Consider the following 26394-nt stretch of genomic DNA (forward strand, 5'->3'; position numbering starts at 1 on the left):
ATGAGCAAGCAACCACACGAGCAGGACGAACAGAAGGCGCCTGACGGCGCGCAACCGGCGGCCTCGGGCGGCGACTCCGGCAAGGGCAATCCCCAGAGCCGACGACGCTCGCGGCGCTATGACAAGGCCAGTCAGAGCGCGGTCTCCCAGGGATCGGCCGAGCCCGCCAAGGAGGCGGAAAAGTCGGCGACGCCTGCCACCGGCGACACCCGGGGCAAGAGCGATACGCCGGCCCAGGCCGCCGGCAAGGCAGACACCCCTGCTTCCGGCAAGACGCCCACGGCCGCCGCCGAGGGCAAGCCGGCCGCCACCGCCCAGGCCGCCAGCACCGAGAAGGCCTCATCCGATAGGTCCTCCGGCGCCAACAAGGGAAAGCCCGCGGAGCCCAGGCCGGGTTCCGGCGGCAGCGGCGGCGCCCGCCCAGCAGGCGGCGGTGACGGCAAGGGCGGCAAGGGTGGCAAGGCGGGCCTCGCTGCTATCGTGCTGGTGATCCTGCTGGCCATCGCCGTGGCGCTGTTCGGCTGGCAGGCGTGGCAGAAGCTCGATGCCCAGCAGGCGCGCATCAGTGAGCTGGAGTCCGCCTCCGGCCAGCTGGCCAGCGCCTCGGACCTGGCCGACCTGGAGCGGCGCCTGGACGAGGGCGAAAGCGAGCGCGACGCCGCCCTGGACGGTGCCATCGGGGCCCTGCAGGGCGAGTTCGCCGATTACCGCGGCGAGGTCAACGAGACCCTCGACCAGGTGCTGGCCGAGCTTTCCAGCGAGCAGGAGACCGATGAGCGCGATTGGCTTCACGCCGAGGCCGCCTACCTGCTGCGGCTGGCCAACCAGCGCCTGCAGCTGGAGCGCGACGTGACCGGCGCCGCAGCTCTGCTGCGCACCGCCGATGACCGCCTGCGCGAGGCAGACAACCCCGCCCTGGTGCCGATCCGCCGTGAGATCGCCAGCGAGCTGGCCGCCCTTGACGCCGTGCCGCGGGTCGATCGCACCGGGCTGTGGCTGTCGCTCAACGCCCAGCAGCAGCAGATCGCCAGCCAACCGCTCTCCCAGGAGATCGAGGAGATCACCGTGCGCACCGGCATGGAGGAGGCGCCCTCCGGCAACTGGCAGCGGCAGCTCTCGCGCTTCGGTCAGGAGCTCAAGGAACTGGTCACCATTCGCCACCACGACGCCGAGCTGGAGGCGCTGATCACCCCCGAGCAGGAGTCCTTCCTGCGCCAGAGCGTTCGTCTGGTGCTGGAGCAGTCCCAGCTGGCGCTGCTCAAGGAGGAGCAGCCGCTCTATGAGGCGAGCCTCGACAAGGCCCTGACCCTGATCGAGGGCTACTACGACACCTCCGCCTCCGGCGTGGAGTCGGTCGTCGAGCGTCTGCGCGAGCTCAAGGCCCAGGCAATCCGCCCGGAGCTGCCTGACATCAGCGGCTCCCAGCAGGCCCTGGCCACCTTCATCGAGCGCCGCTTCGAGTCGCGCCGGGGAGATGACGCATGAGAAAGCTGATCCTGATCGTCGTCCTCGGCCTGGCGCTGGGCGCGCTGTTCGGCCAGCTGATGATGTCGGTGCCCGGCTACTGGCTGGTGCGGGTGGGTGACGTCTCCTTCCAGACCTCCTTCTGGTTTGGCCTGGTGATCCTGCTGGCCGGCTTCCTGGTGCTGCACTTCGCCCTGCGCGTGCTGATGCGTCTGACCCGCCCGGTCTCGCGCTTCAAGGTGTGGAACAGCCGCACCCGTAACCGCAACGCCATGAAGCGCACCGTGCGCGGCCTGGTGGCGCTGGCCGAGGGCCGCTGGAAGAAGGCCGAGAAGTCGCTGGTCAAGGCGGCGGACGACTCCAGCACCCCGCTGGTCAACTACCTCTCCGCCGCTCTGGCGGCCCACTATCAGGGCCGCTTCGATCAGGCCGACACCCTGCTCAAGCGGGCGCACCTGAGCACCGAGGGGGCCGATACCGCGGTAGGCATGATGCAGGCCCAGCTGATGCTGGACCGCCAGCAGTACGAGGAGGCGCTGGCCATCCTTACCCGCCTGGACCGCCAGCTGCCCAACCACCCCCAGGTGCTCAAGCAGCTCAAGCAGGCCTACCTCAGCGTCAGCGACTGGGACGGCCTGCGTCGGCTGATGCCGCGCCTGGGCGCCCAGCAGCTGATCTCCAAGGAGGAGCGCGACCAGCTCGAGCAGCGCGCCTATCGCGAGCTGATCGTGCGCGAGGCTCGCGAGGGCAGCGACATCGAGAAGGTGCGCGGCCTGTGGGCCGACATGCCCGACCACCTGCGCGGCAATATCGAGCTGATCGTTCTCTACGCCGAGGCGCTGGTGCGCGGCCGTCAGGAGCCCATCGCCGAGCGGCTGCTGCGCCACTCGCTCAAGGAGAACTGGGACAGTCGCCTGGTGCTGCGCTACGGGCTGCTCGACGTGGATGCCGCCCGCCAGCTGGTCACCGCCGAGAAGTGGCTGCAGGAACGGCCCAACGACCCTGACCTGCTGCTCACCCTGGGCCGTCTGGCCCTGCGCAATGCCTACTGGGGCAAGGCCCAGGAGTACTTCGAGGCGAGCCAGCGCCAGCGTCCCAGCGGCGTGGTGTGTGCCGAGCTGGCACGGCTGTATGCCAACCTGGGCGAGCACAACAAGAGCCAGCTCTACTACCGCCAGAGCGTGGAGATGCTCGACAAGTCGCTGCCCTCTCTGCCTCAGCCCCGCGAGGACAAGGACGTGCTGGGGGAGAAGACGCCCTCCAGGGCGAAACCCGAGAGTGTCGAGAAGGCAGCCGAGCAGAAGGCAGCCGAGCAGAAGGTCGACGAGAAGAAGGTCGACGAGAAGAAGGCCGGCGAGAAGAAGAAGTCGGCCTGAGGCCAGGCGGCCCCGGTCGCCATGCCGCCACCCGAAGGGGCGCCAATCGGCGCCCCCTTTTTTATCAGCACGAATGTCCTTCTCACTAAAAAGGCGGGGCTGCCGGTGGCAGCCCCGCCTCTGCATTACGAGGGTGTCGAGCCGGCGGCTCAGTCCTCGTCGAAGTCGCCCTTGAACTCGGGGTTGGGCTTCGAGCGCGGGTCCTCCTCGCCGGCGCGGCTGCTCTCGCCGGAGCGGGGCTGGCCGCCGGGGCGCCCGTCGATGTCGAAGTTCTGCTGCATGACGCGCAGGTTGGCAGGCGGCGCCTCGCCCTCCTTGCCGACACCGAAGTAGAGGGTGGTGTGCGGGAAGGGGATCTCGATGCCCTTGGTGTCGAAATGCAGCTTGACCAGGCGATTGAAGGCGCGGCCGGTGGACCACTGGGTGCCAGGCGTGGTCTTGATGCGCACGCGGATGTTCACCGAGCTGTCGGCCAGGGCGACGACGCCGGCCACCTCCAGCGGGGCGAGGATATTCATCTTGTGGTCCTCATCGCCCGCCAGCTCGTCGAAGGCCTCGCGCAGCGCCACGATGGCGTCGTCGATGCTTTCGCGGTAGGCGATGCCGTATTCGCCAACGTGGTAGCCGAACTCGCGCATGTAGTTGGAGACGGTGTCCACGCTGGAGAAGGGTACGATATGGTAGGTGCCGTTGAGGTCACGGATGCCCACCGAGCGGATGCTCAGGCGCTCCGCAGTGCCGGTGACGCCGCCGACGGTGACCACGTCACCGGTGTTCATGGCGTTCTCTACCTGGATGAAGACCCCGGTGATGATGTCCTGGACCAGCTTCTGGGCGCCGAAACCGATGGCCAGGCCCAGTACACCGGCACCGGCGATCAGCGGGCCGATATTGATGCCGATCTCGGCCAGCACGATCATCGCCGTCATGGTGATCAGGGCGATGGCCAGGGCGTTGCGGAACAGCGTCAGCAGGGTCTTGGCCCGGGCGTCGGGCTCGCCGGCGCCGGTCTCGGGATTGAGCTTGTGCTCGATCATGCTGGCCAGGCCAAGCCAGGCGCCGATGGCGATCAACAGGATCGTCGCCACGCTGATAACCTTGCCGACCAGGCCGCGGCCCGCCTCGGAGGCGTACCAGCCCGCCAGATCGAAGGCCCCCCAGGCACTGAGCACCAGCATGGCCACCAGGATCAGGATGACGGTGCGGATCACCCGCAGGGCATTGGGCACGTAGCTGTTGAGGCGCGGCTCGAGCATCGGCAGCTTGCGGCGCAGGTCCTCGGAAAGGCTGATGCGCCGGCCGATGGTCTGGGTCAGGAAGCTGGAGAGCAGCAGACCCACCACCACCGCGGCGATGGTCTTGAGGGTGGCGAAGAGCACGAAGGGCAGGGCATCCACCGGGCGGGTCAGGGTCACTACCAGCACCATGACGAAATAGGCCAGGGCGAACAGGTGCCAGGTGCGGGCGAAGAGCTGCAGGCTCACTCGGCTGGCGGCCATGGTGGCGCGGTTCGCCTTCTCGTTGATGGCATCGCGCAAGCGCAGGCGATTCTTCATCACCACCGCCACGGCATAGAAGAAGGCGCCGAACATGATCAGGGTGCCGACCCCCTGGCCCAGGGCAGGGGCGATATAGACGTTGATCAGCGGTACTACCACCATCAGGCCGTAGCCCACCAGGCCGATCAGGCGGGCGATCCAGCGGTTCCAGTAGGAGGCCTCGGCCGCCGTGATCGGCAGCAGGCGCAGCCCCTCGTAGCGCGACGAGAAGAGCACCCGCAGCGCCGCCTTGAGCAGCTCGATCACCAGGAAGGCGTTGAGGAAAAGCGAGGCCCGGGTGGAGAGTTCGCCGGTCTCGCCGATGGCAAAGGTGGCGACCAGGTTGCCGCCCACATAGGCCAGCGCCACGACCAGCACATCGACCAGGGCGGCCAGGGCCACGCAGATCACCAGGCGCAGCACCGGGGTCAGGCCGGCACCGTTCAGCGACCACTGGCTGATACCGGTGAACAGCGGCTTGGCCAGGCGGCGAAAGGCCATGAACAGTACGATGGTGGCCAGGATCACCAGGCCCAGGTTGATAGTCGCGCTGGTGAAGGCCGCCGTGTCGAAGGTGCTGTCCTCCAGGCCGCCGGTTAACAGGTCGCCGACCGCCTCCACGGCACTGCCGAACTGGCTGCCGATGTCGCTGGCGACGCGGCTGGTCAGCTCGGCCAGCTGGCGGGGCAGCGAGGCTGATGCGGCCTCCTCCGGTGTCGGCTCGGCGGCAGGCGCTTCGGCCATGCCGCGCAGCTGCTCGATCAGCTGCTGGCGTGTCTCCTCGTTCTCGAGCAGGTCGGCCAGGGTGGCGTTTGCCGTCTGGTTGCCCGCGTCGGCCGGCTGGGCCTGGGCCGGGCCGGCCAGGGCCAGCAGGGCGATCAGCAGCCAGCCGAGCATCAGGGGTAAGGCTCGCATGGGGTTCACGCTGTGACCTCCGTCTCTTGCGTGTGATGTGTCATGTTGGGTAGGGCCAGGGGTGATGCTGAAGATGCATGATACGGGCTTTGGGGCGAGACCTCGACCCACCCTGTCGCGATGCGTGGCGTTGTACAGGTTATGTCTACCGCCGGTGACGATGCGGTCCAATCGGAAGAAAGGGAGAGCGGCGATGGCAGTCAGCCTGTTGTTGGTGGCCGCGGGAGGGGGCCTCGGGGGGATGGCGCGTCTGGCGATGGGCAACGCGGTGAGCCGGCGGCTCGGCACCGCCTTCCCCTGGGGGACCCTGGCGGTCAACCTCAGCGGCGCCCTGGTGATCGGCCTGCTGGCGGGCCTCGTAGGTCCACCGTTGCCCGGCGAGGAGAGCCGCGCCTGGTCGCTGCTGGCCATCGGCCTGCTGGGGGGCTATACCACGGTGTCGTCGTTCAGCCTGCAGACCCTGATGCTGTGGCAGCAGGGGCGCCCGCGTGCGGCGCTGGCCAATGTGGCCGCCACCCTGGGGATGGGCCTCGTCGCGGTGGCCGTGGGGGCCTGGCTGGCGGGAGGCCTGGCATGATCGACTGGCGCGCCTATGCGGCGGTGGGGGCCGGCAGCGCCCTGGGCACCTCGCTGCGCTATCTGCTCAGCCTGGCGCTGCTGGCCCTGCCGGGGCCCTGGTTTCCCTGGGCGACCCTGGCGGTCAATATTCTCGGCTCCTGGCTGATCGCGCTCTTCGCTGCGCTGGCCGCCGCCCGCCTGTACGGCCGGGTGGCGCGCTGGCAGCCCTTCCTGGTGGCGGGCTTCTGCGGCGGCTTCACCACCTTCTCGCTGTTCGGCCTGGAGCTCATGCAGCTGCTGGCCGAGAGTCGTCCGCTCGCCGCGCTGGGCTATGGCCTGACCAGCCTGATGCTGTGGCTGGCCGCCGCCTGGCACGGCCATGGGGTGGGGCGGCGACTGGCCGCCGCCTGAGTCATTCGGGGAACCGCCAGCTGTCGGGGCACTCGGCGGCGAGGTAGAGGCGCTGGGCGGTGGTGGCGTTGCGCCGCTCGGCCACTCTGGTGCGTCCGCCATCCAGGGCGTCCAGCAGGGCCTCATCGGGGTGGCGCACGGTGAGCAGTATCAAGTCATCGTGGCGGGCCATCGCGAAGCGCTCTGCCAGCGCCTCCAGCGCGGGGGCTAGCCTCTCTGGCTGGTGGTCGACCGCCAGGCGCAGGCGCAGTGCCTCGACGTCGATCAGGTTGGCGTGCAGGCCGGCCTCGGCAAGCCGGGTCAGCACCTCGGCCATCAGCGCCTCATCGACGAAGCTGCCGTCACTTGGGCTCACCTCCAGCAGCAACTGGTCGTCGCGCAGCATGCAGGCGGGCAGGGTGTCACCCTCGCCAGGTTCGGGTCCGATGATGCTGGGCGCCGCCTCGGGCTCGAGGAAGGAGCGCACCGTCAGCGGGATGCCCCGGCGCTGCAGGGGTGCCAGGGTGCGCGGGTGGATCACCTTGGCGCCGTGCCAGGTCTGTTCGAGGGCCTCTGCATAGCTGAGCCGGGCAATCTGCCGCGCATTGGCGAAGCGGCGCGGGTCGGCGTTGAACAGCCCCGGCACGTCCTTCCAGATGGTCAGCTCGTCGGCGTCCAGGGCCTCGGCGAGGATCGCCGCGCTGAAGTCGGAGCCCTCGCGGCCCAGGGTGGTCATGGCACCGTCCACGGTGGCGCCGATAAAGCCCTGGGTCAGCAGCACTTCGTCGCCCGTCGGCGCGAGCGCGGCGATGCGCTCCCAAGTCGCCGACCAGTCGATGTTGGCCGCCTGGTGGCGGTCGTCGGTGAGGATCAGCTCGCGGGCATCGCACCAGCGGGTGGGCACGCCGCTCTGGTTGAGCCAGGCGGCCACCAGGGTGGTGGAGAGCAGCTCGCCGACGCCCACGGTCTGGTCGTAGTGGAAGGGGTAGGGCGCCTGGCGATGGGCACGGTGGGCGGCGTCCAGCTCGTCGAGCAGGCGTGCCAGGGGCTCGGCCACCGCGGCGGACGGGCCGAACAGCGCCTCGGCCACGCCGAGGTGGTCGTCGCGAATCGCTGCCAGCCGCCGGCGGTAGGCCGGCGCGTCATCCTGGCGGGCCGCCTGGAGCAGCGCCTCCAGGGCATTAGTGGTCTTGCCCATGGCCGAGGCGACCATGGCCCTTGGCCTCGGCACCTTCTCGGCCAGCAGCTCGCCAAGATGGCGAATGGCCTCGGCGTCCTGGATCGAGGTGCCGCCGAACTTGTAGACCCTGAGCATCGCATGCTCCCTGTGGCAGTGGCTTTCTTCCACCATAGAGCCCAGGGGAGCGACGGTGAAGCATCAAGCGAGCGCGGGCGATAACGCGGGGCCAGAAATGCAAGAAGCCCCGCTAGGGGGCTTCGATTGGGCACGGGTCAGTCATGCGATCGTTTCAGCTCAGCCGCTGCATGTAGTCCACGTAGCCGAAGGTCCTCACCGTGCGCACCTCGCGGCTCGTCTCGTCGACCCGGCAGATCGACGGCAGGCGCATGCCGTTGAAGGTGGTGGTCTTCACCATGGTGTAGTGGGCCATATCGGTGAACACCAGGCGGTCGCCGATGGCCAGCGGCGCATCGAACGAGTAGTCGCCGACCACGTCGCCGGCCAGGCAGGTCAGGCCGCCCAGGCGGTAGGTGTGGGCTTTCTCGCGTGGCTCGCCGGCGCCGATCAGTTCGGGCCGGTAGGGCATCTCCAGTACGTCGGGCATGTGGGCGGTGGCTGAGGTATCGAGGATGGCGATGGTGCCATCGTTCTCGACGATATCCAGCACGCTGCACACCAGGTAGCCGGTGTTGAGTGCGATGGCTTCACCGGGCTCCAGGTAGACCGTGAGGTGTGGATGGCGCACCTTGAAGTCGCGGACCACCCGCACCAGCCGGTCGACGTCGTAGTCCTCGCGGGTGATATGGTGGCCGCCGCCGAAGTTCACCCACTTCAAACTGCCCAGGTAGTGGCCGAACTTCAACTCGAAGGCCGCCAGGGTCTCCTCCAGGGCATCGCTGTTCTGCTCGCACAGGGTGTGGAAGTGCAGCCCCTCGAGCCCCTCGAGATCCTCGGGCGCCAGGTCCGCGGCGCGGGTGCCGAGCCGCGAGCCCGCCGCGCAGGGGTCATAGAGCGGCACCGCGCCGGTGGAGTGCTCCGGGTTGACCCGCATGCCGCAGGAGACCCGCCGCGGCGCTGCCGCGACGGTATCCCGGAAACGCCGCCACTGGCCCGGCGAGTTGAAGCTCAAGTGGTCCGCGTAGCGCAGTACCACCTGCATCTCTTCCTCGGTGAAGGCCGGCGAGTAGCAGTGCACCTCGCCGCCGAAGGTCTCCGCCCCCAGCCGCGCCTCGTCCTGGCCGCTGGACGTCGTCCCGACCAGGTAGTCGCGGATCATGGGAAAGCAGTCCCACATGGCGAAACCCTTCAGCGCCAGCAGGATCCTGGCGCCGCTCCGCTCCTGGACCGCCTTGAGGCGCTCCAGGTTGCGGCGCAGCAGGGCGTCGTCCACCACATAGGCCGGCGAGGGGCAGGCCAGGTGGTCGAAATCGAGTTCGGCGTCCAGGTAAGAGTCGCGTGCGTCAGACATCGATCAGGCCAGCGGGTCGTGGTCGGGATCCAGCTCGACCACCTGCCAGGGCAGGCCCATCTCGCCGATGCGCGCCATGAAGGGATCAGGGTCGAGTTGCTCGACGTTGAACACGCCCTCGCCCTTCCAGATACCTTCCAGCATCAGCATGGCGCCGGTCACCGCCGGCACGCCGGTGGTGTAGGAGATCGCCTGGGACTTCACTTCCTCGTAGCACTTCTCGTGGTCGCAGATGTTGTAGATGTGGACCTTGCGACGCTTGCCGTCCTTGAGGCCGTCGAGGATCACGCCGATGTTGGTCTTGCCCTTGGTGCGCGGGCCCAGGGAAGCGGGATCCGGCAGCACCGCCTTGAGGAACTGTAGCGGAGAGATCTCGCAGCCGTCGACCGTGATCGGCTCGATGCGGGTCATGCCGACGTTCTCGAGCACCTTCAAATGGGTGATGTACTTGTCGGAGAAGGTCATCCAGAAGCGGATACGCTCCAGGCCCTTGATGTTCTGGACCAGGGACTCGAGCTCCTCGTGATAGAGCAGGTAGAGGTCCTTCTCGCCGATACCGTCGAAGTCGAACTTGCGCTTCTCGGCCAGCGGTGCCGTCTCCTTCCACTCGCCCTGCTCCCAGTAGCGACCGTTCGCGGTGATCTCGCGAATATTGATCTCCGGGTTGAAGTTGGTGGCGAAGGGATAACCGTGATCGCCGCCGTTGGCATCCAGGATGTCGATGCGGTGGATCTCGTCGAACAGGTTCTTCTGGCCGTAGGCGCAGTAGATGTTGGTCATGCCCGGGTCGAAGCCGCAGCCCAGGGTGGCCATGTTGCCGGCCTTGGCGAAGCGCTCCTGAAAGGCCCACTGCTCCTTGTACTCGAACTTCGCCTCGTCGGGGTGCTCGTAGTTGGCGGTGTCGAGATAGGGCACGCCGGTGCGCAGGCACGCCTCCATGATGGTCAGGTCCTGATAGGGCAGGGCCACGTGGATCAGCAGGTCCGGCTTGTACGACTCGATCAGCTTGACCAGGTCATCGACGCTGTCGGCGTCCACCTGGGCGGTCTGGATCGGACGGTCCAGTTGGGCGGCGATCGCCTTGCACTTGGACTCATTGCGGCTGGCCAGAAGGATCTCGCTGAAGACTTCGGGATGCTGGGCGCACTTGTGGGTAACCACGCCGCCGACGCCGCCGGCGCCGATAATCAGGACTTTGCTCATGGGTGTTCGAATCCAGATCGGGAAATGTCAACAGTGGTAGGGTCTTATCGGTAGTGGGCCGCCTCGGCGCCCCCGACCCGATGCCACCCCGGTCTTGGCCTCGCCCGGCTCCCCCCGCAGGTACACGAGTGAGGGTAGACGAGTGGGCGCTGATAATGGCGCCCCCTGAGGCTGCTATCAAGTGGTTTTCGCGTCAAGTCTGCGACCAAAGTCGCAGGTTTGGGCGTGATCAGGCCATCCGAGACGCCGTAGACGACCACGAAGCCCATCAGAAGCCCATATCCATGTCCTGGGCTTGGTCAGACAGGGCTTGCAATGCTTCCTCACTCGATATGGCCTTGCCCGGCTCCTCGCCCCACAGCATGCCGATGGGAACGGCGAAGCAGCCCGGCACCTGCAGCTTGAGGCAGTGGCGGCCGGTATAGAGCAGCATGCCCCCGCGGAAGCCTTTGCCGGCCTGGTCGGCGAGCCGGGCAAGCCCGGCGGCGTCCTTGGCCTGGACGCTGGCAGAACGTTTGACCTCGACTCCCCAGAGTTCCTGACCGCGCTCGATGACCAGATCGACCTCTACCTGATCCTTGTCTCGATAGTGGGAGAAGCGCAGCTCCGGGTCGAGCCAGGAGGCTTGAGCGATCAGCTGCTCGACCACATGGCTTTCCAGTAGGGCACCAAAGCGTTCTGCCTCGGTCAGCCACAGGTCGGGCGACAGACGCCCCAGCGCCGCGGCAAGCCCGGTATCCACCAGATGCAGCTTGGGGCTCTTGATCAGCCGCTTGGCCTGGTTGTGGTGCCAGGCGGGCAAGCGGTGAACCAGAAACAGGCGCTCCAGAATGCTCAGGTAGTGGGTGACCGTAGCGCGCTCTATTCCCAGTTCCTTGCTGAGGTTGCTGATGTTGAGCAGGCCGGCCGTGCGGTAAGCCAGCAGCTCTACCAGACGCAGCATGCTGTCTTCGTCCTGGATGGCGGCAATATCCCGCACGTCGCGCCGCACGATGGCGTTGAGGTACTGGCGATACCACTGGCGTGCCCGGCGGGGCGGCCGGCGATTGGGCTCGGGGTACCCGCCCTGATAGAGCACCTCTGCAGTGGGGGAGAGTGGCACGCTGTCTGACACCATGGCGGGAGCCAGTTTGCCCTCTGTCAGCGTGGCCAGCAGCGTCGAGGTGCTGACGCGCTTCTCCTGCTCGGCCAGCGGATGCAAGTAGATGACTTCCATGCGACCGGCCAGGGAATCCTGCGCCTTGGGCAACAGCAGCAAGTTGGCTGAGCCCGTCAGCAGGAAGCGGCCCGGCTGGCGATCACGGTCGACCACCGATTTAATTGCCAATAGCAGCTCCGGTGCCCGTTGCACCTCGTCCAGTATGACGCGTTCAGGCAGGCTCTCGACGAAGCCGATCGGATCCTTCCGAGCCGCCTCCAGCAGCGTTACGTCATCCAGGTTCAGATAGGCGCGCTCGGGGTCGATGTGCTGGGCGAGGGTCGTCTTGCCTACCTGCCGCGGCCCCAGCAGACAGACCGCCGGCGTATCGGCGAGGGACTCCACGATTCGGTCGCGAATCAGCCGCGGAAGATAAGAGATTGCCATGTCGCCTCTCTGTAAGCGTCTAATTGCTGTTCATCCTACCGTCCAAGTGATGAATAGACCACCGTCCAATTGTTTTATTAGATTTCATTAAATTGCTCTATAAAACCCTCGAAGCGGCCGCTAGAGGATCAGCCAATGAGCGATGATAGCGACAAAGCCTGAACCCATTTCCCGTCCAGCGCCGCTTTCGCTGCCATCCAAGGCACTCATCATGCTTTGGAGCCACGGCATGGCAGGTCCCGAGTACACGGACCTCTCTGCCCAGCAGCGCCTCGAGGACGCGCTACCCGACGCTCTCGACCACTTCTGTCCGCTGGTACAGCGCCTGCACCAGTGACTGGCTCACCGCCAGGGTGAAGGAGCAGGCCTGGCGTCTGGGTATGGAGCCCGCCGGGGTGACGGTGCAGGACCTTGGCTATCGCTGGGGCTCCTGCGGCAAGGGGAATCGGGTCTACCTACTTCCACTGGAAGATCATACTGCTGCCCCGCCATATCGCCGAGTACGTGGTCGTCCACGAACTCGCCCACCTTCACGAGCCCCACCACACCCCCGCCTTCTGGCGCCGCCTGGAACGCGCCATGTCGGAATACGAGCAGCGCAAGAGCTGGCTTGCCCGGCATGGAATCGAGGTGGAGGGGGTATGACAGTGCTCTTGACTTGGATGGGACGTTGGATGGCCAATAAACGAAAAAAGCACCCGGAGGTGCTTGATTCGTAAGGAGTTGGTGGAGGCGGCGTCCCGTTAATGAGCCGCCTAATTCATTGTTTATTAATGAAAATATAAATTAGTATGGCGCGTATACCCCCACAGGTACCCCCGCTTTTATAGGCTTAGGCATCATCAGGGCCGCAAGGGGTAGAATTAGAGATAGCCAATATTAAAATCAGTTTTTCTAATCATTCCGGCTCTTCTCATCGATTCTGCCGATCAAGGTTGGGGCGCTAGTTTGATAGCCGCCGACCACCTTTGACATGGCCTTGTATGGTGGAGAAACGCTCAACCTCGCAGTGTTGACGGGCAGGGGCAGAATTGAGGGGTTATCCTTCGATACCCCAGACCATATCAGATCGAGTTTGCGTTCGCTGTGCCCCTTACAGGGGGATGAGGTAGTCCATTACCCATAACCTGAGGGGGAAAAATACATGAAGCGTCTGAGTCAACGCGAGGTGCTGGAGCGCTGCGCGCTCAGCCGAACGTCTCTGCACCGCCTGGTCAAGGTAGGGGCCTTCCCAGCCCCTACTATCCTGGGCGGCAGAACGGTCGTCTGGACCGAAGCCGAGATCGATCAATGGATCATGCGACTGATCCGAGAACAGCGTGGTGATTAACCTCAGGGACCATGGCCAGCCCGGCGCTCGGTCGCTGTGGCTGGCATCAACAAGCGACGAAGCGCTGTACCCCTTATCGAGTGTGAGCAAAGAACAGCTCGCCATTGAACTAGGAGGTACAGAGATGAGGCTGCTCCGCCGTAATGAGGTCCTCGAGCGCTGCGCTATTAGCAGCACAACGCTGAACCGGCTCATCGAGGCTAGTCAGTTCCCCCCTGCGGTCACGATAACGGCTCGCAGAGTGGCTTGGGTTGAGCATGAGGTGGAGGACTGGATCGAGAGCCGAATCAACGAGACTAGAGAGGCATAGACGCTCGGTTGGAGGAGGGGTGTGGGCTCATCTCCGCTGCCTACGCCCACCTTGTCCAGCAGTCACTGCTGACAGCCCCTTGTTCACTGAACCGCCTCGGATATTACCCTGGCTGTTCCACCACGGAACCGATAGAAAACCATCGTTTTCTGGATACCCTTCGTTGCATGTAACTAAGGGGCGCGCTACTTTGTTACATGAAACGACGGAGGATGTGCCACGGTGGCAACCAACAACGTGAACAACCGGGTGAAGAAGCATCGTGCCGCCTTGCGTGCGGCAGGCCTGCGCCCCATCCAGATCTGGGTGCCGGATACCCGCCAACCCGGCTTCGCCGAAGAGGCCCGTCGCCAGTGCGCTGTCGTCGCAGCGGCCGACGCCGGAGATCAGGACCTGCAGGACTTCATGGATGCAGCTCTCTTGGACCTAGACGACGACAAGTGTGACGCATGAGGCGTGGAGACCTGGTGACCATTGCCCTGTCGGGTGATTTCGGGAAGCCGCGTCCCGCGCTCATCATCCAGTCGGATCAGTTTGCCGGCACCGGCAGTGTGACGGTGCTGCTGCTCTCTAGCACCCGGGTCGATGCGCCGTTGATCCGCCTTGATGTGGAGCCCACTCCCGAAAATGGCTTGCAGCAACGCTCCCAGATCATGGTGGACAAGCCCATGACGATGAAGCGAGAGAGGGTGGGAGAGGCCTTCGGCCACCTCGATGACAGCGTCATGGTCGCCGTCAACAGGGCGCTGGCCGTGTTCCTGGGCTTTGCGTGAGTGAGCCTAGACTCGCCTACAACGGACCTTCGTTTACTTAACATAATGGCGTCACAATGGTGGCCGTGCCAAGGTTGGTATGAAACCGCGAATTTTCTGAATCCAGGAATGGTCCATGGCAGAATCCAGCGCTATTGAAAAAGACACTAGGGCAGTGCTGGATGCCGCTTTGCGTGTCTGCGGCTCGAGAGCTCAAGCCCGCACGTGGTTCCACAACGAGCCGCTTGGTGTGTTCGACAACCAGACTGCCGAACAGCTGGTGGCTACCGGTCGTAGTGAAAATCTGTTGCGCTACCTGCGGTCGCTTGAGGCCGGCTGGCTCGGGTGAGGCGACAACTGCCGAGGAATCCTAGGTAGTCCGTAAGCCATCTAAAGAAAACGCACTTTTCCTAATCATAGTAAAATTTACGCAATTTCTTTACACATAAAAAACGCCCCTCCAGGGCCTCCTGGAGGGGTGGTCAGCGTGCGTAAAGAAAACGACTATATGGTATACGGCTGCTACCGGCCATTATGCATAGCACTCAATTATGAATAGTGACCCAGTGGCGAGCATGCCTGAGCCCAGTTAGAGCAGCACCAGGGATGCTCGCGAGCTATCCATAATTACAGCGTCTTCAAGAACTCTAGCAGCGAGTCCGAAGCCCGATAGCGAATGGGTTTGTTTCCTGGATCCTGTAGCCTGGCCAGTGCCTGGTCTTTCATCGCAAGGTCTGCCTCCACGTATTGGTGTGTCGTTGTGGGACTCTCGTGACCCAGCCACAGTGCGATCACACTGATATCCACTCCTGATTGCAGTAAGTGCATGGCTGTTGTGTGCCGAATCGTGTGAGGCGAGATATGGCGCTTGGCTAACTCGGCGTCCGTCGTGGTGGCTGCCTTAACTGCCAATGCCAGGCGTTTCGTTACGTTATTCCGCGTCATTGCCTCACCGTCCCGGTTTGGCAACAGTGCTGAGGAGGCGACTAGCAAGGGGTTTCGTTTCAGCCAGGCCCGGATTTCCTTGGTCGTAGAACGCCACAGCGGAACCACACGCTGCTTGCGACCCTTGCCATGCAGGTGCACACAGGCAGCGCCATCGAGTACTACGTCAGCCACGCGCACCCCGATGATTTCGGACACCCGCGCGCCGGTATTGTAGAGCAACCCCAGCAGCAGGTGATCGCGCTGACTGCCCCAGCTATTGCCCGGCGTGCCAATGACAGCGAGCATCTCCTCGCGTGACAGGAAACCGAGCATGGGCCGCTCGAAGCGCTTCATCGGCACCCCGAGTGCGCGCTCGATGACGTGCAGCGACGAGACATCGCGATGCGCCGCGAATTTCAGGAATGCCCTCAGGGCCGCAAGCCGTGCATTCCGGCTGCGCACCGTATTGTGCCGCTCCTGTTCCAGATGGTTGAGAAAGGACAGGATCAACTCCGGCGTGATGTCAGCGAGTTGCATCGTCGTTGGTGACTTCGCGTGGTGCGTGGCCGAAAAGTCCAGAAACAGCAGGAACGCATCGCGGTACGCCGCCACCGTGCGCGGGCTCAAGGCCCTCTGTTGGACCAGATGCTCCGTAAAGAACGCTTGCACGAGCGCCGGGAAGGTTAGCGATGCCGAGGGCCTAAGGCTATTCATTGTTAGCTTCCAATGTTGCGGAGAAGCGCTCGAATTTATTGCCGGCCAGTGTCATCAACTCGGGCACCCCGGTGAGATACCAGTAGGTGTTCGATATCTTCGCGTGGCCCAGATAGGTCGAGAGTGCCAGCATCGCCTGGTCAATATCGATGCCTTGCGCGTACCACAGCATTACCCGGCGCACGACGAAGCTGTGACGTAAATCGTGGATGCGTGGGCCCCCATGGGCGCCGCGATCAACCCAACCTAATTGATCGCGTAGCGCGATGAAGACCCGATGCACTTGGCGATCGCCCAGAGGTTGGCCTAACCCCTGACCGTGTGTGCCGACGAAGAACGGGGTTTTGAGGATGGTAGGGAGTTGCCGACTCCGTCGTTGTCGGTAGCACCCCATGGCCTCCACTGTGCTTGGATGTAAAGGCAGCAGGCGCGACTTGGCGAACTTGGTTTGGCGCACCGTCAGCGTGCCTGCGCTCAGGTCGACATCACGGTCCAACAGGTTCAGCGCCTCCGAGACCCGCAAGCCAACCGAGGCAATGAGTCCGAATAGTGTCTCGAAGGTGGCCGGTCGCAGCCCCCCTCGCGGGTTCAAACCACGCGCCGCAGTCAGAAGATCGACGATGTCGTTCTCACTGTAAATGTGTGGTGCCACCCGTCCAGGTATCGGCCCGAAAATCGAGTCGTCGGGCACCTCTGTCTGTGGTTCGAACTGTCGCATCCAGCGGGTGAATGGCCTCAGGCTCTTGATCCGTCGGGCACTGCGGCTTGGCTCGTGGTTCTGCACCTTGTCCTGGCGGGCCCAGTCGACCATGATATCGACGGTCAGCGGCCCCTGGTGGCCCTCACTGGCCACGTAGCGGGCGAAGCTGGCCAGGATCAACCCCATGGCGTGCAGCTCGAAGCCCAGACGACGGCGCTCGGCAAGGTAGTCGTCAACCTTTGCCTGCAAATCGGTGCGTGCACTCATGACGCGCTCCCGGGCCATGGCAACGACACCTCGGCTAGACTCAAGTGATCGAGCTTGGCATAGATTAACGAGGTATTTAACGAACGATGGCGCAGCATATCAGCCACCTCTTTGAGGGAACTGCCGTGATCCAGCAGCTGGCATGCCAGCGTGTGGCGTAGCGCATGAGTACGACCATGTGTTAGGCCGATGCGGCGGTAGGCATCGCGTATCACGCGTCGAATAGCATCCACGCCGAGGGGTTGGTCTCGCGGCGCCAGGTGGCGAACAAAGACTGCCGGGTTCGTGGTCCTCGGACGTTCGTGACGAACATAGTCGGCCAGCGCTCGTCCCGTGATCGCCGGCAGAGGCAAGATGTCCTGACGCAACGACTTGGTACGCTTGATCATGACGGTGCCGGCGCGCCAGTCAATGTCAGCCAGTTCAAGCTTGGCCACTTCGCTGCATCGCAGCCCCATGTCCAGTGCACAGCGCACGATGGCGTAGCCTCGCCGACGCGACGGCAGCGAAGAAGAGAACGAGTCGAGCAGGAGATCCACCTCAGCAGGGTCGAGCGCGCGCGGCAGCGATGCCAGGCTCCAGTGAGCAGGTGAGTTGATCACGCCAAGCAGTCCCTGTACCCGGTCACCGCAAGTGGTCCGGTAACGGAAGTAGGCGCGCAGCGCCGAGGCCAGACTGGCGGCGTTGGAGGTCGTGCGACAAAGGTCCAACTGCTCGGCGATGAATTGGCGCACGTCATCGGGCTGTAGCTCGCCGATCACGATGGGGAGGCCGACAAACTTGTGCAGCAGCAGGCGCTGTACGATCCGTATCCGCCCACGACGTGTACTTGCGCTCAAACCACGCACCTTGAGCATGTGCTCGTCGTAGCCGCGCAGTTCGTCGGCGATGTAGCCGGCCGGGGGGTTGGTTCAGCGATCACCCCCTGCTCGCGCAACACGACCAGCAGGTGGACGAGCGCGGCACGCAGAACGTGAGGCACACGCATCACCGGCGGCGAGCAATCGCAGCGCGGCAGATGGTGAACCAAGAACTGCGCGACCATGTGCTCGTCTAGCCGGTGTACCGGCAAGTTTCCCTGCGACATCCACTGGGCAAAGTGGGCGATACAGGAAATGTAACCTTTGATCGTCTTGGCCGCGTAGCGCCCATTTTGCAGGTGCGTGGTAAAGGCGTGGACGTGTGGTGCGAGTGGACTTTTGAGAAGCCACGCTTGATGCGTGGGAGGAATCGAAGCGGAAAGGTTCATGATGGTCTCCAGTCGGTGGAGCCACCAGTTCTAATGATTGCTCAAATTATGTCTACCATCCGAGTGTCACCGATCCCACAGAGCTAGCGTCCATCAGGTTCGCCAGCCAAACTTGCCTGGAAACTATTCATAATTGAGTGCTATGCATAATGGCCGTTATGTATAGCTATACATAACGGCCAGAAGCGGACGTTGATACTTCTCTGTTATATAGCAGTCAAACTGACCTGCTCTGAACAAAATAAAGAGTCGATACGAATAACTTGTTAGGTTGCATAATGTGACTCTCTGAAGTATCGGTTATGCAGCCACCATGTAACCAAGGTGTCCACGAGGATGCCTATGCTGAATAGAATTGCAATGCCCTCCAAGCTAGGATCAAGCCAACCTCCGACAAACAGTGCATATGCAGTGCCATAGACGGTCACGTTCGTGATGAGAGATTGGAGTGCAAGGTATCCCGTCTTCTCCCGCCCGTAGAGTAGGCTGTTCATCGTCGTATTGATCATGAAAAACACATAGAAGGGCAAAGACAGTAGTGCAAGTGCAAAGTGCGCTCCCGGATCGGTATTGAAGACTTACTCGAAGAACCAACCAAAGCCAAGAGATAAAAAACAGCTGTAGCGTTTATTAGCCGGGCTAGCATGTTTTGTCGTCAGTTGCTAAACCAGCTCTATGAGTGTAGCCTCGAGTTCTGCATCCGGCAATTCCCGACATCGGGTGCAGAAGTGCTGGTTACCAACAATCTTTTTATCTTCGTCAAGCACACTAACTTTTTTGGAGGCACTACCCATGGAAGAGAGAAAGCTGAAAAAGTGGGAAAAGAGCATCGAAATACTATTTGAACGCGCACCTCAACTAAAGAAACTCATTAGTAATCCAGTTTACTATATGAATGCGCCTTGGGGTGGAGAGTTAAATCGCCATTTTCTCAAAAGCATCGGAGGTTCAACCGGCGAGGACTTCTATCGCGTAGTTTTTAAGCAAGGCTCGCCAAAAAGCCTGATGACTATTTGCTCGGGCGAGCTGTCCGGTCTGAACACAACCAGCGTCGTTGAGAAGGGCCAAATCGTAGCCGCAGCGGGACTTGAGCGCATTGATGTTCCGGTTGCGTCTAATTTTCTGCCCATGCTGTTGACGATGGGAATGTACGGCGCAATTCAGAATCGCCTTGAATACATTTCCAACGTATGTGCAGACATTAGAAATCGCCAGATCGTTGGCGATCACGCGAAGCTTAAGCGAATATCCGAGGTGATTCTGGACTGCTTTGAGAGCATCCCTGAAATGGATCAAGACATGATTCGTTTGAATCTGTCCCGAATGGTGAATAACACTGATGAGTGCCTTGAGCTTTTGATCATCATGCGGGAGGAGCTGGATAGAGAGAGCCAAACCAAACCTGTGCCGCACCGTACTTTCAATGGCGTGTCTGTTGAAGTTCAGGGTCCGAACTGGGGTAAATCTAACTATGACCCGATTGAGTTTTTGCGCCAGATAATGAGGCACAACGTCTTTGCCGCTTATGAGCGGTTTGTTGCCGGAAAAATTTGCCAAATAGTTCTGAGCGGAAATTACTCACCAAGCAATATCGAGCGCAGCAAGCAGTCGGTCATCCGAGTGAAAGACACAATCTACAGAGTCTTTGAAGGCAGGATTAAGGCGCACAAGGAAGGGGTTAAGGAATACGAAAGGCTTATCCTCCAACACCAAAACGGCTACGGCATGGGCAACTGGACTATTGAGGATTTGGAGAAAGTGCATTCTCGGCAGATCGAGACAATTGCCGACATCGAGGTACAACTCAATGGCCTGCTTGATGCTAAGCTGGAAAGCTTTGACTTCCTATCACAGCTTGCCAATAAAGATGAGATCGAAGTTTACATAATAAATGGTGAAATCGTCATTAATGAAAAGGAAGCACCGGCGCTACTGAACCAACAGAAACTTTCTTCCTAGGGAATCAGTCCGGATGCTGCGGAAGATTATTAAATTTCTGTTTTATATCATGTGGCAAGCATGGGCACGGAGACACTTCGACTCTAGCGACATATATCGCTAGCTAGGAATGAGCTGTTGGTAGCTGAGTAACTGCTCAGGGTCAAGCAGTCACATTCGGCCAGAAGAAGACGACCAGAGAGTCCCCGTATAACGCCAACAGCACGCGTGAGAAAATGTAGCATCTCCCCGATCGCCTAGCACAAAGCAACTTAATTAATCTGCTTGTTAAGCTCAACTGCTATTTCTCGCTCATTGAGCTTAGTGGAATATATAGGGAAGGATTTACCTATAACACGCAACAACATTTCCCGCATATTTTCAGATGTTCTGAGGCCCAAGTGGATTCCAGCAATCCTTCCGGAAATGCAGAAAAAACCCTCATCCGATATTATCCGATATTCTTTTTCATACTCCCAATGCTTGCTTTTTATCTTCAGTATCTCGTATGATTCAGGTGCAGTCAAAAGAGAGCAAGAAAACTCTCTTAGCTGATCAACATAATCAACCTTATACAAAAATTTCGCACCCACTTCCAATTCTATTTCAATTGCTATTCCGGTATGACCACCCGCGTAATGGGACCACATACGCACGTCAGACTTTTCTGCAGAAAGACTGCACACTCGTGTTCCACCAGGAATAGGAAGCTCAGATATTGATTGTGGCTTCTTAACGGTGCGGTGGCCTCCGAGTGGTGCAAAATTCAGAGGCCCACTATTAAGTAAGCCGCCAACATGCATAACTGATAGAAAAATACCCTCAAACGGATCATTGAGTTTTTTATATGATGCACAATGCAATCGCTCATTCAACAGTATGTCGAGCGTGTATTCAATGTTAGCAAGAGAACGAAATTTATAGAGTTTCATAGGCACTTAACATAGATAGATTCGCCAAGAGTATTTTCAGCAAGGTCGGCACTGGGTCGGAAATTTCATCAACCACCACAACAGCATAGCCAAAAGTTCTCGATCCGGCCATTATGCATAGCACTCAATTATGAATAGTTTCCAGGCAAGTTTGGCTGGCGAACCTGATGGACGCTAGCTCTGTGGGATCGGTGACACTCGGATGGTAGACATAATTTGAGCAATCATTAGAACTGGTGGCTCCACCGACTGGAGACCATCATGAACCTTTCCGCTTCGATTCCTCCCACGCATCAAGCGTGGCTTCTCAAAAGTCCACTCGCACCACACGTCCACGCCTTTACCACGCACCTGCAAAATGGGCGCTACGCGGCCAAGACGATCAAAGGTTACATTTCCTGTATCGCCCACTTTGCCCAGTGGATGTCGCAGGGAAACTTGCCGGTACACCGGCTAGACGAGCACATGGTCGCGCAGTTCTTGGTTCACCATCTGCCGCGCTGCGATTGCTCGCCGCCGGTGATGCGTGTGCCTCACGTTCTGCGTGCCGCGCTCGTCCACCTGCTGGTCGTGTTGCGCGAGCAGGGGGTGATCGCTGAACCAACCCCCCGGCCGGCTACATCGCCGACGAACTGCGCGGCTACGACGAGCACATGCTCAAGGTGCGTGGTTTGAGCGCAAGTACACGTCGTGGGCGGATACGGATCGTACAGCGCCTGCTGCTGCACAAGTTTGTCGGCCTCCCCATCGTGATCGGCGAGCTACAGCCCGATGACGTGCGCCAATTCATCGCCGAGCAGTTGGACCTTTGTCGCACGACCTCCAACGCCGCCAGTCTGGCCTCGGCGCTGCGCGCCTACTTCCGTTACCGGACCACTTGCGGTGACCGGGTACAGGGACTGCTTGGCGTGATCAACTCACCTGCTCACTGGAGCCTGGCATCGCTGCCGCGCGCGCTCGACCCTGCTGAGGTGGATCTCCTGCTCGACTCGTTCTCTTCTTCGCTGCCGTCGCGTCGGCGAGGCTACGCCATCGTGCGCTGTGCACTGGACATGGGGCTGCGATGCAGCGAAGTGGCCAAGCTTGAACTGGCTGACATTGACTGGCGCGCCGGCACCGTCATGATCAAGCGTACCAAGTCGTTGCGTCAGGACATCTTGCCTCTGCCGGCGATCACGGGACGAGCGCTGGCCGACTATGTTCGTCACGAACGTCCGAGGACCACGAACCCGGCAGTCTTTGTTCGCCACCTGGCGCCGCGAGACCAACCCCTCGGCGTGGATGCTATTCGACGCGTGATACGCGATGCCTACCGCCGCATCGGCCTAACACATGGTCGTACTCATGCGCTACGCCACACGCTGGCATGCCAGCTGCTGGATCACGGCAGTTCCCTCAAAGAGGTGGCTGATATGCTGCGCCATCGTTCGTTAAATACCTCGTTAATCTATGCCAAGCTCGATCACTTGAGTCTAGCCGAGGTGTCGTTGCCATGGCCCGGGAGCGCGTCATGAGTGCACGCACCGATTTGCAGGCAAAGGTTGACGACTACCTTGCCGAGCGCCGTCGTCTGGGCTTCGAGCTGCACGCCATGGGGTTGATCCTGGCCAGCTTCGCCCGCTACGTGGCCAGTGAGGGCCACCAGGGGCCGCTGACCGTCGATATCATGGTCGACTGGGCCCGCCAGGACAAGGTGCAGAACCACGAGCCAAGCCGCAGTGCCCGACGGATCAAGAGCCTGAGGCCATTCACCCGCTGGATGCGACAGTTCGAACCACAGACAGAGGTGCCCGACGACTCGATTTTCGGGCCGATACCTGGACGGGTGGCACCACACATTTACAGTGAGAACGACATCGTCGATCTTCTGACTGCGGCGCGTGGTTTGAACCCGCGAGGGGGGCTGCGACCGGCCACCTTCGAGACACTATTCGGACTCATTGCCTCGGTTGGCTTGCGGGTCTCGGAGGCGCTGAACCTGTTGGACCGTGATGTCGACCTGAGCGCAGGCACGCTGACGGTGCGCCAAACCAAGTTCGCCAAGTCGCGCCTGCTGCCTTTACATCCAAGCACAGTGGAGGCCATGGGGTGCTACCGACAACGACGGAGTCGGCAACTCCCTACCATCCTCAAAACCCCGTTCTTCGTCGGCACACACGGTCAGGGGTTAGGCCAACCTCTGGGCGATCGCCAAGTGCATCGGGTCTTCATCGCGCTACGCGATCAATTAGGTTGGGTTGATCGCGGCGCCCATGGGGGCCCACGCATCCACGATTTACGTCACAGCTTCGTCGTGCGCCGGGTAATGCTGTGGTACGCGCAAGGCATCGATATTGACCAGGCGATGCTGGCACTCTCGACCTATCTGGGCCACGCGAAGATATCGAACACCTACTGGTATCTCACCGGGGTGCCCGAGTTGATGACACTGGCCGGCAATAAATTCGAGCGCTTCTCCGCAACATTGGAAGCTAACAATGAATAGCCTTAGGCCCTCGGCATCGCTAACCTTCCCGGCGCTCGTGCAAGCGTTCTTTACGGAGCATCTGGTCCAACAGAGGGCCTTGAGCCCGCGCACGGTGGCGGCGTACCGCGATGCGTTCCTGCTGTTTCTGGACTTTTCGGCCACGCACCACGCGAAGTCACCAACGACGATGCAACTCGCTGACATCACGCCGGAGTTGATCCTGTCCTTTCTCAACCATCTGGAACAGGAGCGGCACAATACGGTGCGCAGCCGGAATGCACGGCTTGCGGCCCTGAGGGCATTCCTGAAATTCGCGGCGCATCGCGATGTCTCGTCGCTGCACGTCATCGAGCGCGCACTCGGGGTGCCGATGAAGCGCTTCGAGCGGCCCATGCTCGGTTTCCTGTCACGCGAGGAGATGCTCGCTGTCATTGGCACGCCGGGCAATAGCTGGGGCAGTCAGCGCGATCACCTGCTGCTGGGGTTGCTCTACAATACCGGCGCGCGGGTGTCCGAAATCATCGGGGTGCGCGTGGCTGACGTAGTACTCGATGGCGCTGCCTGTGTGCACCTGCATGGCAAGGGTCGCAAGCAGCGTGTGGTTCCGCTGTGGCGTTCTACGACCAAGGAAATCCGGGCCTGGCTGAAACGAAACCCCTTGCTAGTCGCCTCCTCAGCACTGTTGCCAAACCGGGACGGTGAGGCAATGACGCGGAATAACGTAACGAAACGCCTGGCATTGGCAGTTAAGGCAGCCACCACGACGGACGCCGAGTTAGCCAAGCGCCATATCTCGCCTCACACGATTCGGCACACAACAGCCATGCACTTACTGCAATCAGGAGTGGATATCAGTGTGATCGCACTGTGGCTGGGTCACGAGAGTCCCACAACGACACACCAATACGTGGAGGCAGACCTTGCGATGAAAGACCAGGCACTGGCCAGGCTACAGGATCCAGGAAACAAACCCATTCGCTATCGGGCTTCGGACTCGCTGCTAGAGTTCTTGAAGACGCTGTAATTATGGATAGCTCGCGAGCATCCCTGGTGCTGCTCTAACTGGGCTCAGGCATGCTCGCCACTGGGTCACTATTCATAATTGAGTGCTATGCATAATGGCCGTTATGTATAGCTATACATAACGGCCAAACGCAGACTTTTAGAAATAGATAATTTGAACAAAAGCAACTTAGACTAGCCACGTGCGCCAGTTGAGCACTGCATTGTAAATTATCAAATATGTAGCACCGCCTCTGGTATGCCGAGTTCAAAACACCATAATCTATATCCACAATTATCATCGCACACTGAACGAGCACCCTAGGCATCAAATAATGCGATTGATATTTCATCACCTTGGGTCAAACATAAAGATAAACCAGTTAGTGACTCGACGCGCAAAGGGAACCAAGTTAAGCGCCTTTCGCTGCCCCACACCTTGGTTCAGACCGTGAGAAATTCTATTACGCTTATCGACGAGGTACTCAATCTCTCTTTTTAGCAGTTCATCTTCGGCACTGAGTAACGCTTCGAGATCGTCAGCCCAAGCACTGTCAAATCTCTTCACAAGCTTTATAAGGGAATCAGGGCGTGGGTTTGCTCCACGCCCGAGCCAACTCTCGCCGAATGCTGCACTTCTTGGATCCGACTTACTCTTTAAGTACGAACGGCAGCATTCCTCTATGGACTGCTCCAAATATCCACAGGTTCTGACCACTAAGAATCGGGATAACTCAGCAGAAACTGGTTCAGACGGATCTTGGTTATGAACCAGTGCCTCTAAAGAAGTTATAGACCGTTCCAAGTCTACCAAGGCACGTGAGGGCCAGGAGTCGTTCCACACCATTACACTCCATTAAACAAGTTAGTAGAAATTGTAATGCGAGAAATCACTTGGCTCTCATCAGCAGTTGATCTCGATATTGCGTCGCGTGCTTGGTTTTTGATTTCCTCAATGACTCCGGAGATACCGGTCGTTTTGGGCTCGCCCTTGTCTAACAAACGACGAATTAAACCAACCATTACAGCCTCTGCCAAAGCTGCATTAACCTGTGAGCCGGTGCGAAAAGCATCTCCCCCTACAGTATCGAGAATAATCTGGCTAGCACACTCGAACGCTTCGGCGAAACCAATATGACTGCCCCGGGATTCGTTTCGAAACTGGGCCACAATATCATTCAGGAATTTTTTCAAGGGCCGCTTATAAATACCAGGTTTCGCAACGAGGCCAAAGATTCGAAGTACTAGTTCTTGGTCGCGCAGCCTTGGGGACTTTTTGCCATACAGACTTCTCCACGCCGCATTCGAATTTAGCTCTTCCAAAAAGTCTATGAAAGACCCGGCGTACAGCGCAACTCTTATTTCGTGTGGCGTTAGCTGGGTGCCGCCCGAGTTCAGTCTCTCAAAAATCCTATATATGGATTCCAGAGATTCAGTCGTGCCGTCACTTGTAACGATTATGGCTTGGATAAACGTATTATCAAATTGTCTCCGAAGGTCGTCTGGTAGCTTCTTATAAGTTAGACCATTGAAGTCATCGGCGACATTCCTCAGTGCAAATTCTCGTCCTTCGTAGATGCCTTCGTAGAAAAACCTGAGCGTTAGAAGCCGTTGCTGCCCATCAAGTACTAGATAGCGATTATCAGATTGCTTGACAAGAAATACGCCAGGAATTGGATACCCCAAAAGGATAGATTCAATGAACTTGTCCATCTGAGGGCGACGCCAAACAAAAGCACGCTGGAACCCCGCCGCTTCAATATCCTGATCATCATGACCGAAGGTGGGGATAAGGATATCTCGCTTAAGTAGTCGCTTGATCAAGCCGTCGACATCGAAATCCTGGCCCGTATACGAAATAGGCTTAGCGTCTGACGAGACCGAGGAGATATCCTCAAGCTCTTCAGCTGTTAGTTCGATTTCTTCGACATTCTCGCCTTGTTCATCAATCACGCTGACTTCTCCAAAAGATACAAAGCTGCTTTATATCGCCGACGAACAGCAAATCGTATAGCTGTCAGTATAACATCAACCACAGCGCGTTCGCATAGCGCGGAAAAATGAGCATACCGCCTTTGTCAACATGGTCGCTTTGAGTTGGATCGACACTGACAGCTGACTCCAGCACA

27 protein-coding genes are annotated in these 26394 nt (G+C 60.4%); 15 read left to right on the top strand and 12 right to left on the bottom strand.

From position 1 onward, the window contains the following. Both ACM26W_RS20420 and ACM26W_RS20425 read left to right on the top strand, forming a co-directional pair. On the top strand, positions 1 to 1485 hold the full coding sequence (locus ACM26W_RS20420; protein ID WP_416138785.1) for a uroporphyrinogen-III C-methyltransferase: 1485 nt from the start codon (positions 1 to 3) through the stop codon (positions 1483 to 1485). Next, positions 1482 to 2840 (top strand): heme biosynthesis HemY N-terminal domain-containing protein, encoded by a 1359-nt coding sequence (locus ACM26W_RS20425; RefSeq protein ID WP_416138786.1) that lies wholly within the window; start codon positions 1482 to 1484, stop codon positions 2838 to 2840. The genes ACM26W_RS20420 and ACM26W_RS20425 overlap by 4 nt, the downstream gene beginning before the upstream one ends. 149 nt (positions 2841 to 2989) lie before the next feature. Here ACM26W_RS20425 and ybiO read toward each other — a convergent pair whose 3' ends face one another. Next, complete coding sequence (gene ybiO, locus ACM26W_RS20430; protein ID WP_416138787.1) at positions 2990 to 5293, bottom strand: mechanosensitive channel protein; 2304 nt, start codon at positions 5291 to 5293, stop codon at positions 2990 to 2992. Positions 5294 to 5486: 193 nt separating this feature from the next. On the opposite strand from ybiO, the gene crcB reads away from it, so the two are divergent. Continuing rightward, entirely contained in the window at positions 5487 to 5870 is a 384-nt protein-coding gene (gene crcB, locus ACM26W_RS20435) for a fluoride efflux transporter CrcB (protein ID WP_416138788.1), read from the top strand. Further along, positions 5867 to 6262 carry a fluoride efflux transporter FluC gene (locus ACM26W_RS20440; RefSeq protein WP_416138789.1) on the top strand — a complete coding sequence of 132 codons (396 nt, stop codon included), beginning with the start codon at positions 5867 to 5869 and terminating at the stop codon, positions 6260 to 6262. The genes crcB and ACM26W_RS20440 overlap by 4 nt, the downstream gene beginning before the upstream one ends. 1 nt (position 6263) lies before the next feature. Here ACM26W_RS20440 and ACM26W_RS20445 read toward each other — a convergent pair whose 3' ends face one another. The 4 genes from ACM26W_RS20445 to ACM26W_RS20460 all read right to left on the bottom strand — a co-directional run bounded on the left by ACM26W_RS20445 (position 6264) and on the right by ACM26W_RS20460 (position 11677). Continuing rightward, complete coding sequence (locus tag ACM26W_RS20445; protein ID WP_416138790.1) at positions 6264 to 7556, bottom strand: aspartate kinase; 1293 nt, start codon at positions 7554 to 7556, stop codon at positions 6264 to 6266. A gap of 154 nt (positions 7557 to 7710) precedes the next feature. Next, the gene (gene nspC / locus ACM26W_RS20450) at positions 7711 to 8889 is read right to left on the bottom strand and encodes a carboxynorspermidine decarboxylase (protein WP_416138791.1); all 1179 of its coding nucleotides are present in this window, start codon (positions 8887 to 8889) and stop codon (positions 7711 to 7713) included. Between the two features lie 3 nt (positions 8890 to 8892). Further along, a complete protein-coding gene (locus ACM26W_RS20455) occupies positions 8893 to 10092 on the bottom strand; it encodes a saccharopine dehydrogenase family protein (protein ID WP_416138792.1) in 1200 nt (399 codons plus the stop codon). Between the two features lie 268 nt (positions 10093 to 10360). Then, positions 10361 to 11677, bottom strand: coding sequence for an ATP-binding protein (locus ACM26W_RS20460; protein WP_416138793.1), 1317 nt, complete (start codon positions 11675 to 11677; stop codon positions 10361 to 10363). A 411-nt stretch (positions 11678 to 12088) separates the two neighbouring features. Here ACM26W_RS20460 and ACM26W_RS20465 point away from each other — a divergent pair, with 411 nt between their 5' ends. From ACM26W_RS20465 to ACM26W_RS20490, 6 genes are all read left to right on the top strand, one after another. Continuing rightward, positions 12089 to 12322, top strand: coding sequence for a M48 family metallopeptidase (locus ACM26W_RS20465; protein WP_416138794.1), 234 nt, complete (start codon positions 12089 to 12091; stop codon positions 12320 to 12322). 499 nt (positions 12323 to 12821) lie between these two features. Continuing rightward, positions 12822 to 13007 carry an AlpA family phage regulatory protein gene (locus ACM26W_RS20470; RefSeq protein WP_416138795.1) on the top strand — a complete coding sequence of 62 codons (186 nt, stop codon included), beginning with the start codon at positions 12822 to 12824 and terminating at the stop codon, positions 13005 to 13007. 124 nt (positions 13008 to 13131) lie between these two features. After that, the gene (locus ACM26W_RS20475) at positions 13132 to 13317 is read left to right on the top strand and encodes a helix-turn-helix transcriptional regulator (protein WP_416140934.1); all 186 of its coding nucleotides are present in this window, start codon (positions 13132 to 13134) and stop codon (positions 13315 to 13317) included. A gap of 222 nt (positions 13318 to 13539) precedes the next feature. Then, entirely contained in the window at positions 13540 to 13770 is a 231-nt protein-coding gene (locus ACM26W_RS20480; RefSeq protein ID WP_416138796.1) for an antitoxin MazE family protein, read from the top strand. Then, complete coding sequence (locus tag ACM26W_RS20485; RefSeq protein ID WP_416138797.1) at positions 13767 to 14090, top strand: type II toxin-antitoxin system PemK/MazF family toxin; 324 nt, start codon at positions 13767 to 13769, stop codon at positions 14088 to 14090. Before ACM26W_RS20480 ends, ACM26W_RS20485 begins: the two co-directional genes overlap by 4 nt. A 115-nt stretch (positions 14091 to 14205) precedes the next feature. Then, positions 14206 to 14418, top strand: coding sequence for a hypothetical protein (locus ACM26W_RS20490; protein WP_416138798.1), 213 nt, complete (start codon positions 14206 to 14208; stop codon positions 14416 to 14418). Between the two features lie 278 nt (positions 14419 to 14696). Here ACM26W_RS20490 and ACM26W_RS20495 read toward each other — a convergent pair whose 3' ends face one another. The 4 genes from ACM26W_RS20495 to ACM26W_RS20510 are packed head-to-tail and all read right to left on the bottom strand — an operon-like array spanning position 14697 to position 17926. Further along, positions 14697 to 15710 carry a tyrosine-type recombinase/integrase gene (locus ACM26W_RS20495; RefSeq protein WP_416138799.1) on the bottom strand — a complete coding sequence of 338 codons (1014 nt, stop codon included), beginning with the start codon at positions 15708 to 15710 and terminating at the stop codon, positions 14697 to 14699. Beyond that, positions 15703 to 16677 (bottom strand): tyrosine-type recombinase/integrase, encoded by a 975-nt coding sequence (locus tag ACM26W_RS20500; protein WP_416138801.1) that lies wholly within the window; start codon positions 16675 to 16677, stop codon positions 15703 to 15705. Before ACM26W_RS20500 ends, ACM26W_RS20495 begins: the two co-directional genes overlap by 8 nt. Further along, positions 16674 to 17534 carry a tyrosine-type recombinase/integrase gene (locus ACM26W_RS20505; RefSeq protein WP_416138802.1) on the bottom strand — a complete coding sequence of 287 codons (861 nt, stop codon included), beginning with the start codon at positions 17532 to 17534 and terminating at the stop codon, positions 16674 to 16676. The genes ACM26W_RS20500 and ACM26W_RS20505 overlap by 4 nt, the downstream gene beginning before the upstream one ends. Beyond that, positions 17513 to 17926 carry a hypothetical protein gene (locus tag ACM26W_RS20510; protein WP_416138803.1) on the bottom strand — a complete coding sequence of 138 codons (414 nt, stop codon included), beginning with the start codon at positions 17924 to 17926 and terminating at the stop codon, positions 17513 to 17515. Before ACM26W_RS20510 ends, ACM26W_RS20505 begins: the two co-directional genes overlap by 22 nt. Before the next feature lie 792 nt (positions 17927 to 18718). Here ACM26W_RS20510 and ACM26W_RS20515 point away from each other — a divergent pair. Continuing rightward, positions 18719 to 19885: a hypothetical protein gene (locus tag ACM26W_RS20515; protein WP_416138804.1), complete on the top strand. Its 1167-nt coding sequence runs from the start codon at positions 18719 to 18721 to the stop codon at positions 19883 to 19885. A gap of 251 nt (positions 19886 to 20136) precedes the next feature. Here the strand turns inward: ACM26W_RS20515 and ACM26W_RS20520 are convergent, their stop codons facing one another. Further along, complete coding sequence (locus ACM26W_RS20520; protein WP_416138805.1) at positions 20137 to 20796, bottom strand: DUF2971 domain-containing protein; 660 nt, start codon at positions 20794 to 20796, stop codon at positions 20137 to 20139. A 261-nt stretch (positions 20797 to 21057) separates the two neighbouring features. Here ACM26W_RS20520 and ACM26W_RS20525 point away from each other — a divergent pair, with 261 nt between their 5' ends. From ACM26W_RS20525 to ACM26W_RS20540, 4 genes are read left to right on the top strand one after another with little or no spacing between them, the layout of a single operon-like run. After that, positions 21058 to 21471: a hypothetical protein gene (locus ACM26W_RS20525; RefSeq protein ID WP_416138803.1), complete on the top strand. Its 414-nt coding sequence runs from the start codon at positions 21058 to 21060 to the stop codon at positions 21469 to 21471. Beyond that, entirely contained in the window at positions 21450 to 22310 is an 861-nt protein-coding gene (locus ACM26W_RS20530; protein WP_416138802.1) for a tyrosine-type recombinase/integrase, read from the top strand. The genes ACM26W_RS20525 and ACM26W_RS20530 overlap by 22 nt, the downstream gene beginning before the upstream one ends. Next, positions 22307 to 23281, top strand: coding sequence for a tyrosine-type recombinase/integrase (locus ACM26W_RS20535; RefSeq protein WP_416138801.1), 975 nt, complete (start codon positions 22307 to 22309; stop codon positions 23279 to 23281). The genes ACM26W_RS20530 and ACM26W_RS20535 overlap by 4 nt, the downstream gene beginning before the upstream one ends. Continuing rightward, on the top strand, positions 23274 to 24287 hold the full coding sequence (locus ACM26W_RS20540; RefSeq protein WP_416138799.1) for a tyrosine-type recombinase/integrase: 1014 nt from the start codon (positions 23274 to 23276) through the stop codon (positions 24285 to 24287). The genes ACM26W_RS20535 and ACM26W_RS20540 overlap by 8 nt, the downstream gene beginning before the upstream one ends. A gap of 330 nt (positions 24288 to 24617) precedes the next feature. Here ACM26W_RS20540 and ACM26W_RS20545 read toward each other — a convergent pair whose 3' ends face one another. Together ACM26W_RS20545 and ACM26W_RS20550 are read right to left on the bottom strand one after the other, a co-directional pair. Continuing rightward, positions 24618 to 25112: a HEPN domain-containing protein gene (locus tag ACM26W_RS20545; protein WP_416138806.1), complete on the bottom strand. Its 495-nt coding sequence runs from the start codon at positions 25110 to 25112 to the stop codon at positions 24618 to 24620. Next, positions 25112 to 26218 carry a DUF262 domain-containing protein gene (locus tag ACM26W_RS20550; RefSeq protein ID WP_416138807.1) on the bottom strand — a complete coding sequence of 369 codons (1107 nt, stop codon included), beginning with the start codon at positions 26216 to 26218 and terminating at the stop codon, positions 25112 to 25114. The genes ACM26W_RS20545 and ACM26W_RS20550 overlap by 1 nt, the downstream gene beginning before the upstream one ends. Positions 26219 to 26394 lie beyond the last annotated feature (176 nt).

The organism is Halomonas sp. HK25, from assembly GCF_047795635.1.
GTDB lineage: Bacteria > Pseudomonadota > Gammaproteobacteria > Pseudomonadales > Halomonadaceae > Halomonas.

Coding starts and splice junctions, on each gene's coding strand:
- ACM26W_RS20420 (WP_416138785.1), top strand. CDS start 1: ATGAGCAAGCAACCACACGAGCAGGACGAACAGAAGGCGCCTGACGGC.
- ACM26W_RS20425 (WP_416138786.1), top strand. CDS start 1,482: ATGAGAAAGCTGATCCTGATCGTCGTCCTCGGCCTGGCGCTGGGCGCG.
- ybiO (WP_416138787.1), bottom strand. CDS start 5,293: ATGCGAGCCTTACCCCTGATGCTCGGCTGGCTGCTGATCGCCCTGCTG.
- crcB (WP_416138788.1), top strand. CDS start 5,487: ATGGCAGTCAGCCTGTTGTTGGTGGCCGCGGGAGGGGGCCTCGGGGGG.
- ACM26W_RS20440 (WP_416138789.1), top strand. CDS start 5,867: ATGATCGACTGGCGCGCCTATGCGGCGGTGGGGGCCGGCAGCGCCCTG.
- ACM26W_RS20445 (WP_416138790.1), bottom strand. CDS start 7,556: ATGCTCAGGGTCTACAAGTTCGGCGGCACCTCGATCCAGGACGCCGAG.
- nspC (WP_416138791.1), bottom strand. CDS start 8,889: ATGTCTGACGCACGCGACTCTTACCTGGACGCCGAACTCGATTTCGAC.
- ACM26W_RS20455 (WP_416138792.1), bottom strand. CDS start 10,092: ATGAGCAAAGTCCTGATTATCGGCGCCGGCGGCGTCGGCGGCGTGGTT.
- ACM26W_RS20460 (WP_416138793.1), bottom strand. CDS start 11,677: ATGGCAATCTCTTATCTTCCGCGGCTGATTCGCGACCGAATCGTGGAG.
- ACM26W_RS20470 (WP_416138795.1), top strand. CDS start 12,822: ATGAAGCGTCTGAGTCAACGCGAGGTGCTGGAGCGCTGCGCGCTCAGC.
- ACM26W_RS20475 (WP_416140934.1), top strand. CDS start 13,132: ATGAGGCTGCTCCGCCGTAATGAGGTCCTCGAGCGCTGCGCTATTAGC.
- ACM26W_RS20485 (WP_416138797.1), top strand. CDS start 13,767: ATGAGGCGTGGAGACCTGGTGACCATTGCCCTGTCGGGTGATTTCGGG.
- ACM26W_RS20490 (WP_416138798.1), top strand. CDS start 14,206: ATGGCAGAATCCAGCGCTATTGAAAAAGACACTAGGGCAGTGCTGGAT.
- ACM26W_RS20495 (WP_416138799.1), bottom strand. CDS start 15,710: ATGAATAGCCTTAGGCCCTCGGCATCGCTAACCTTCCCGGCGCTCGTG.
- ACM26W_RS20500 (WP_416138801.1), bottom strand. CDS start 16,677: ATGAGTGCACGCACCGATTTGCAGGCAAAGGTTGACGACTACCTTGCC.
- ACM26W_RS20505 (WP_416138802.1), bottom strand. CDS start 17,534: ATGCTCAAGGTGCGTGGTTTGAGCGCAAGTACACGTCGTGGGCGGATA.
- ACM26W_RS20510 (WP_416138803.1), bottom strand. CDS start 17,926: ATGAACCTTTCCGCTTCGATTCCTCCCACGCATCAAGCGTGGCTTCTC.
- ACM26W_RS20515 (WP_416138804.1), top strand. CDS start 18,719: ATGGAAGAGAGAAAGCTGAAAAAGTGGGAAAAGAGCATCGAAATACTA.
- ACM26W_RS20520 (WP_416138805.1), bottom strand. CDS start 20,796: ATGAAACTCTATAAATTTCGTTCTCTTGCTAACATTGAATACACGCTC.
- ACM26W_RS20525 (WP_416138803.1), top strand. CDS start 21,058: ATGAACCTTTCCGCTTCGATTCCTCCCACGCATCAAGCGTGGCTTCTC.
- ACM26W_RS20530 (WP_416138802.1), top strand. CDS start 21,450: ATGCTCAAGGTGCGTGGTTTGAGCGCAAGTACACGTCGTGGGCGGATA.
- ACM26W_RS20535 (WP_416138801.1), top strand. CDS start 22,307: ATGAGTGCACGCACCGATTTGCAGGCAAAGGTTGACGACTACCTTGCC.
- ACM26W_RS20540 (WP_416138799.1), top strand. CDS start 23,274: ATGAATAGCCTTAGGCCCTCGGCATCGCTAACCTTCCCGGCGCTCGTG.
- ACM26W_RS20545 (WP_416138806.1), bottom strand. CDS start 25,112: ATGGTGTGGAACGACTCCTGGCCCTCACGTGCCTTGGTAGACTTGGAA.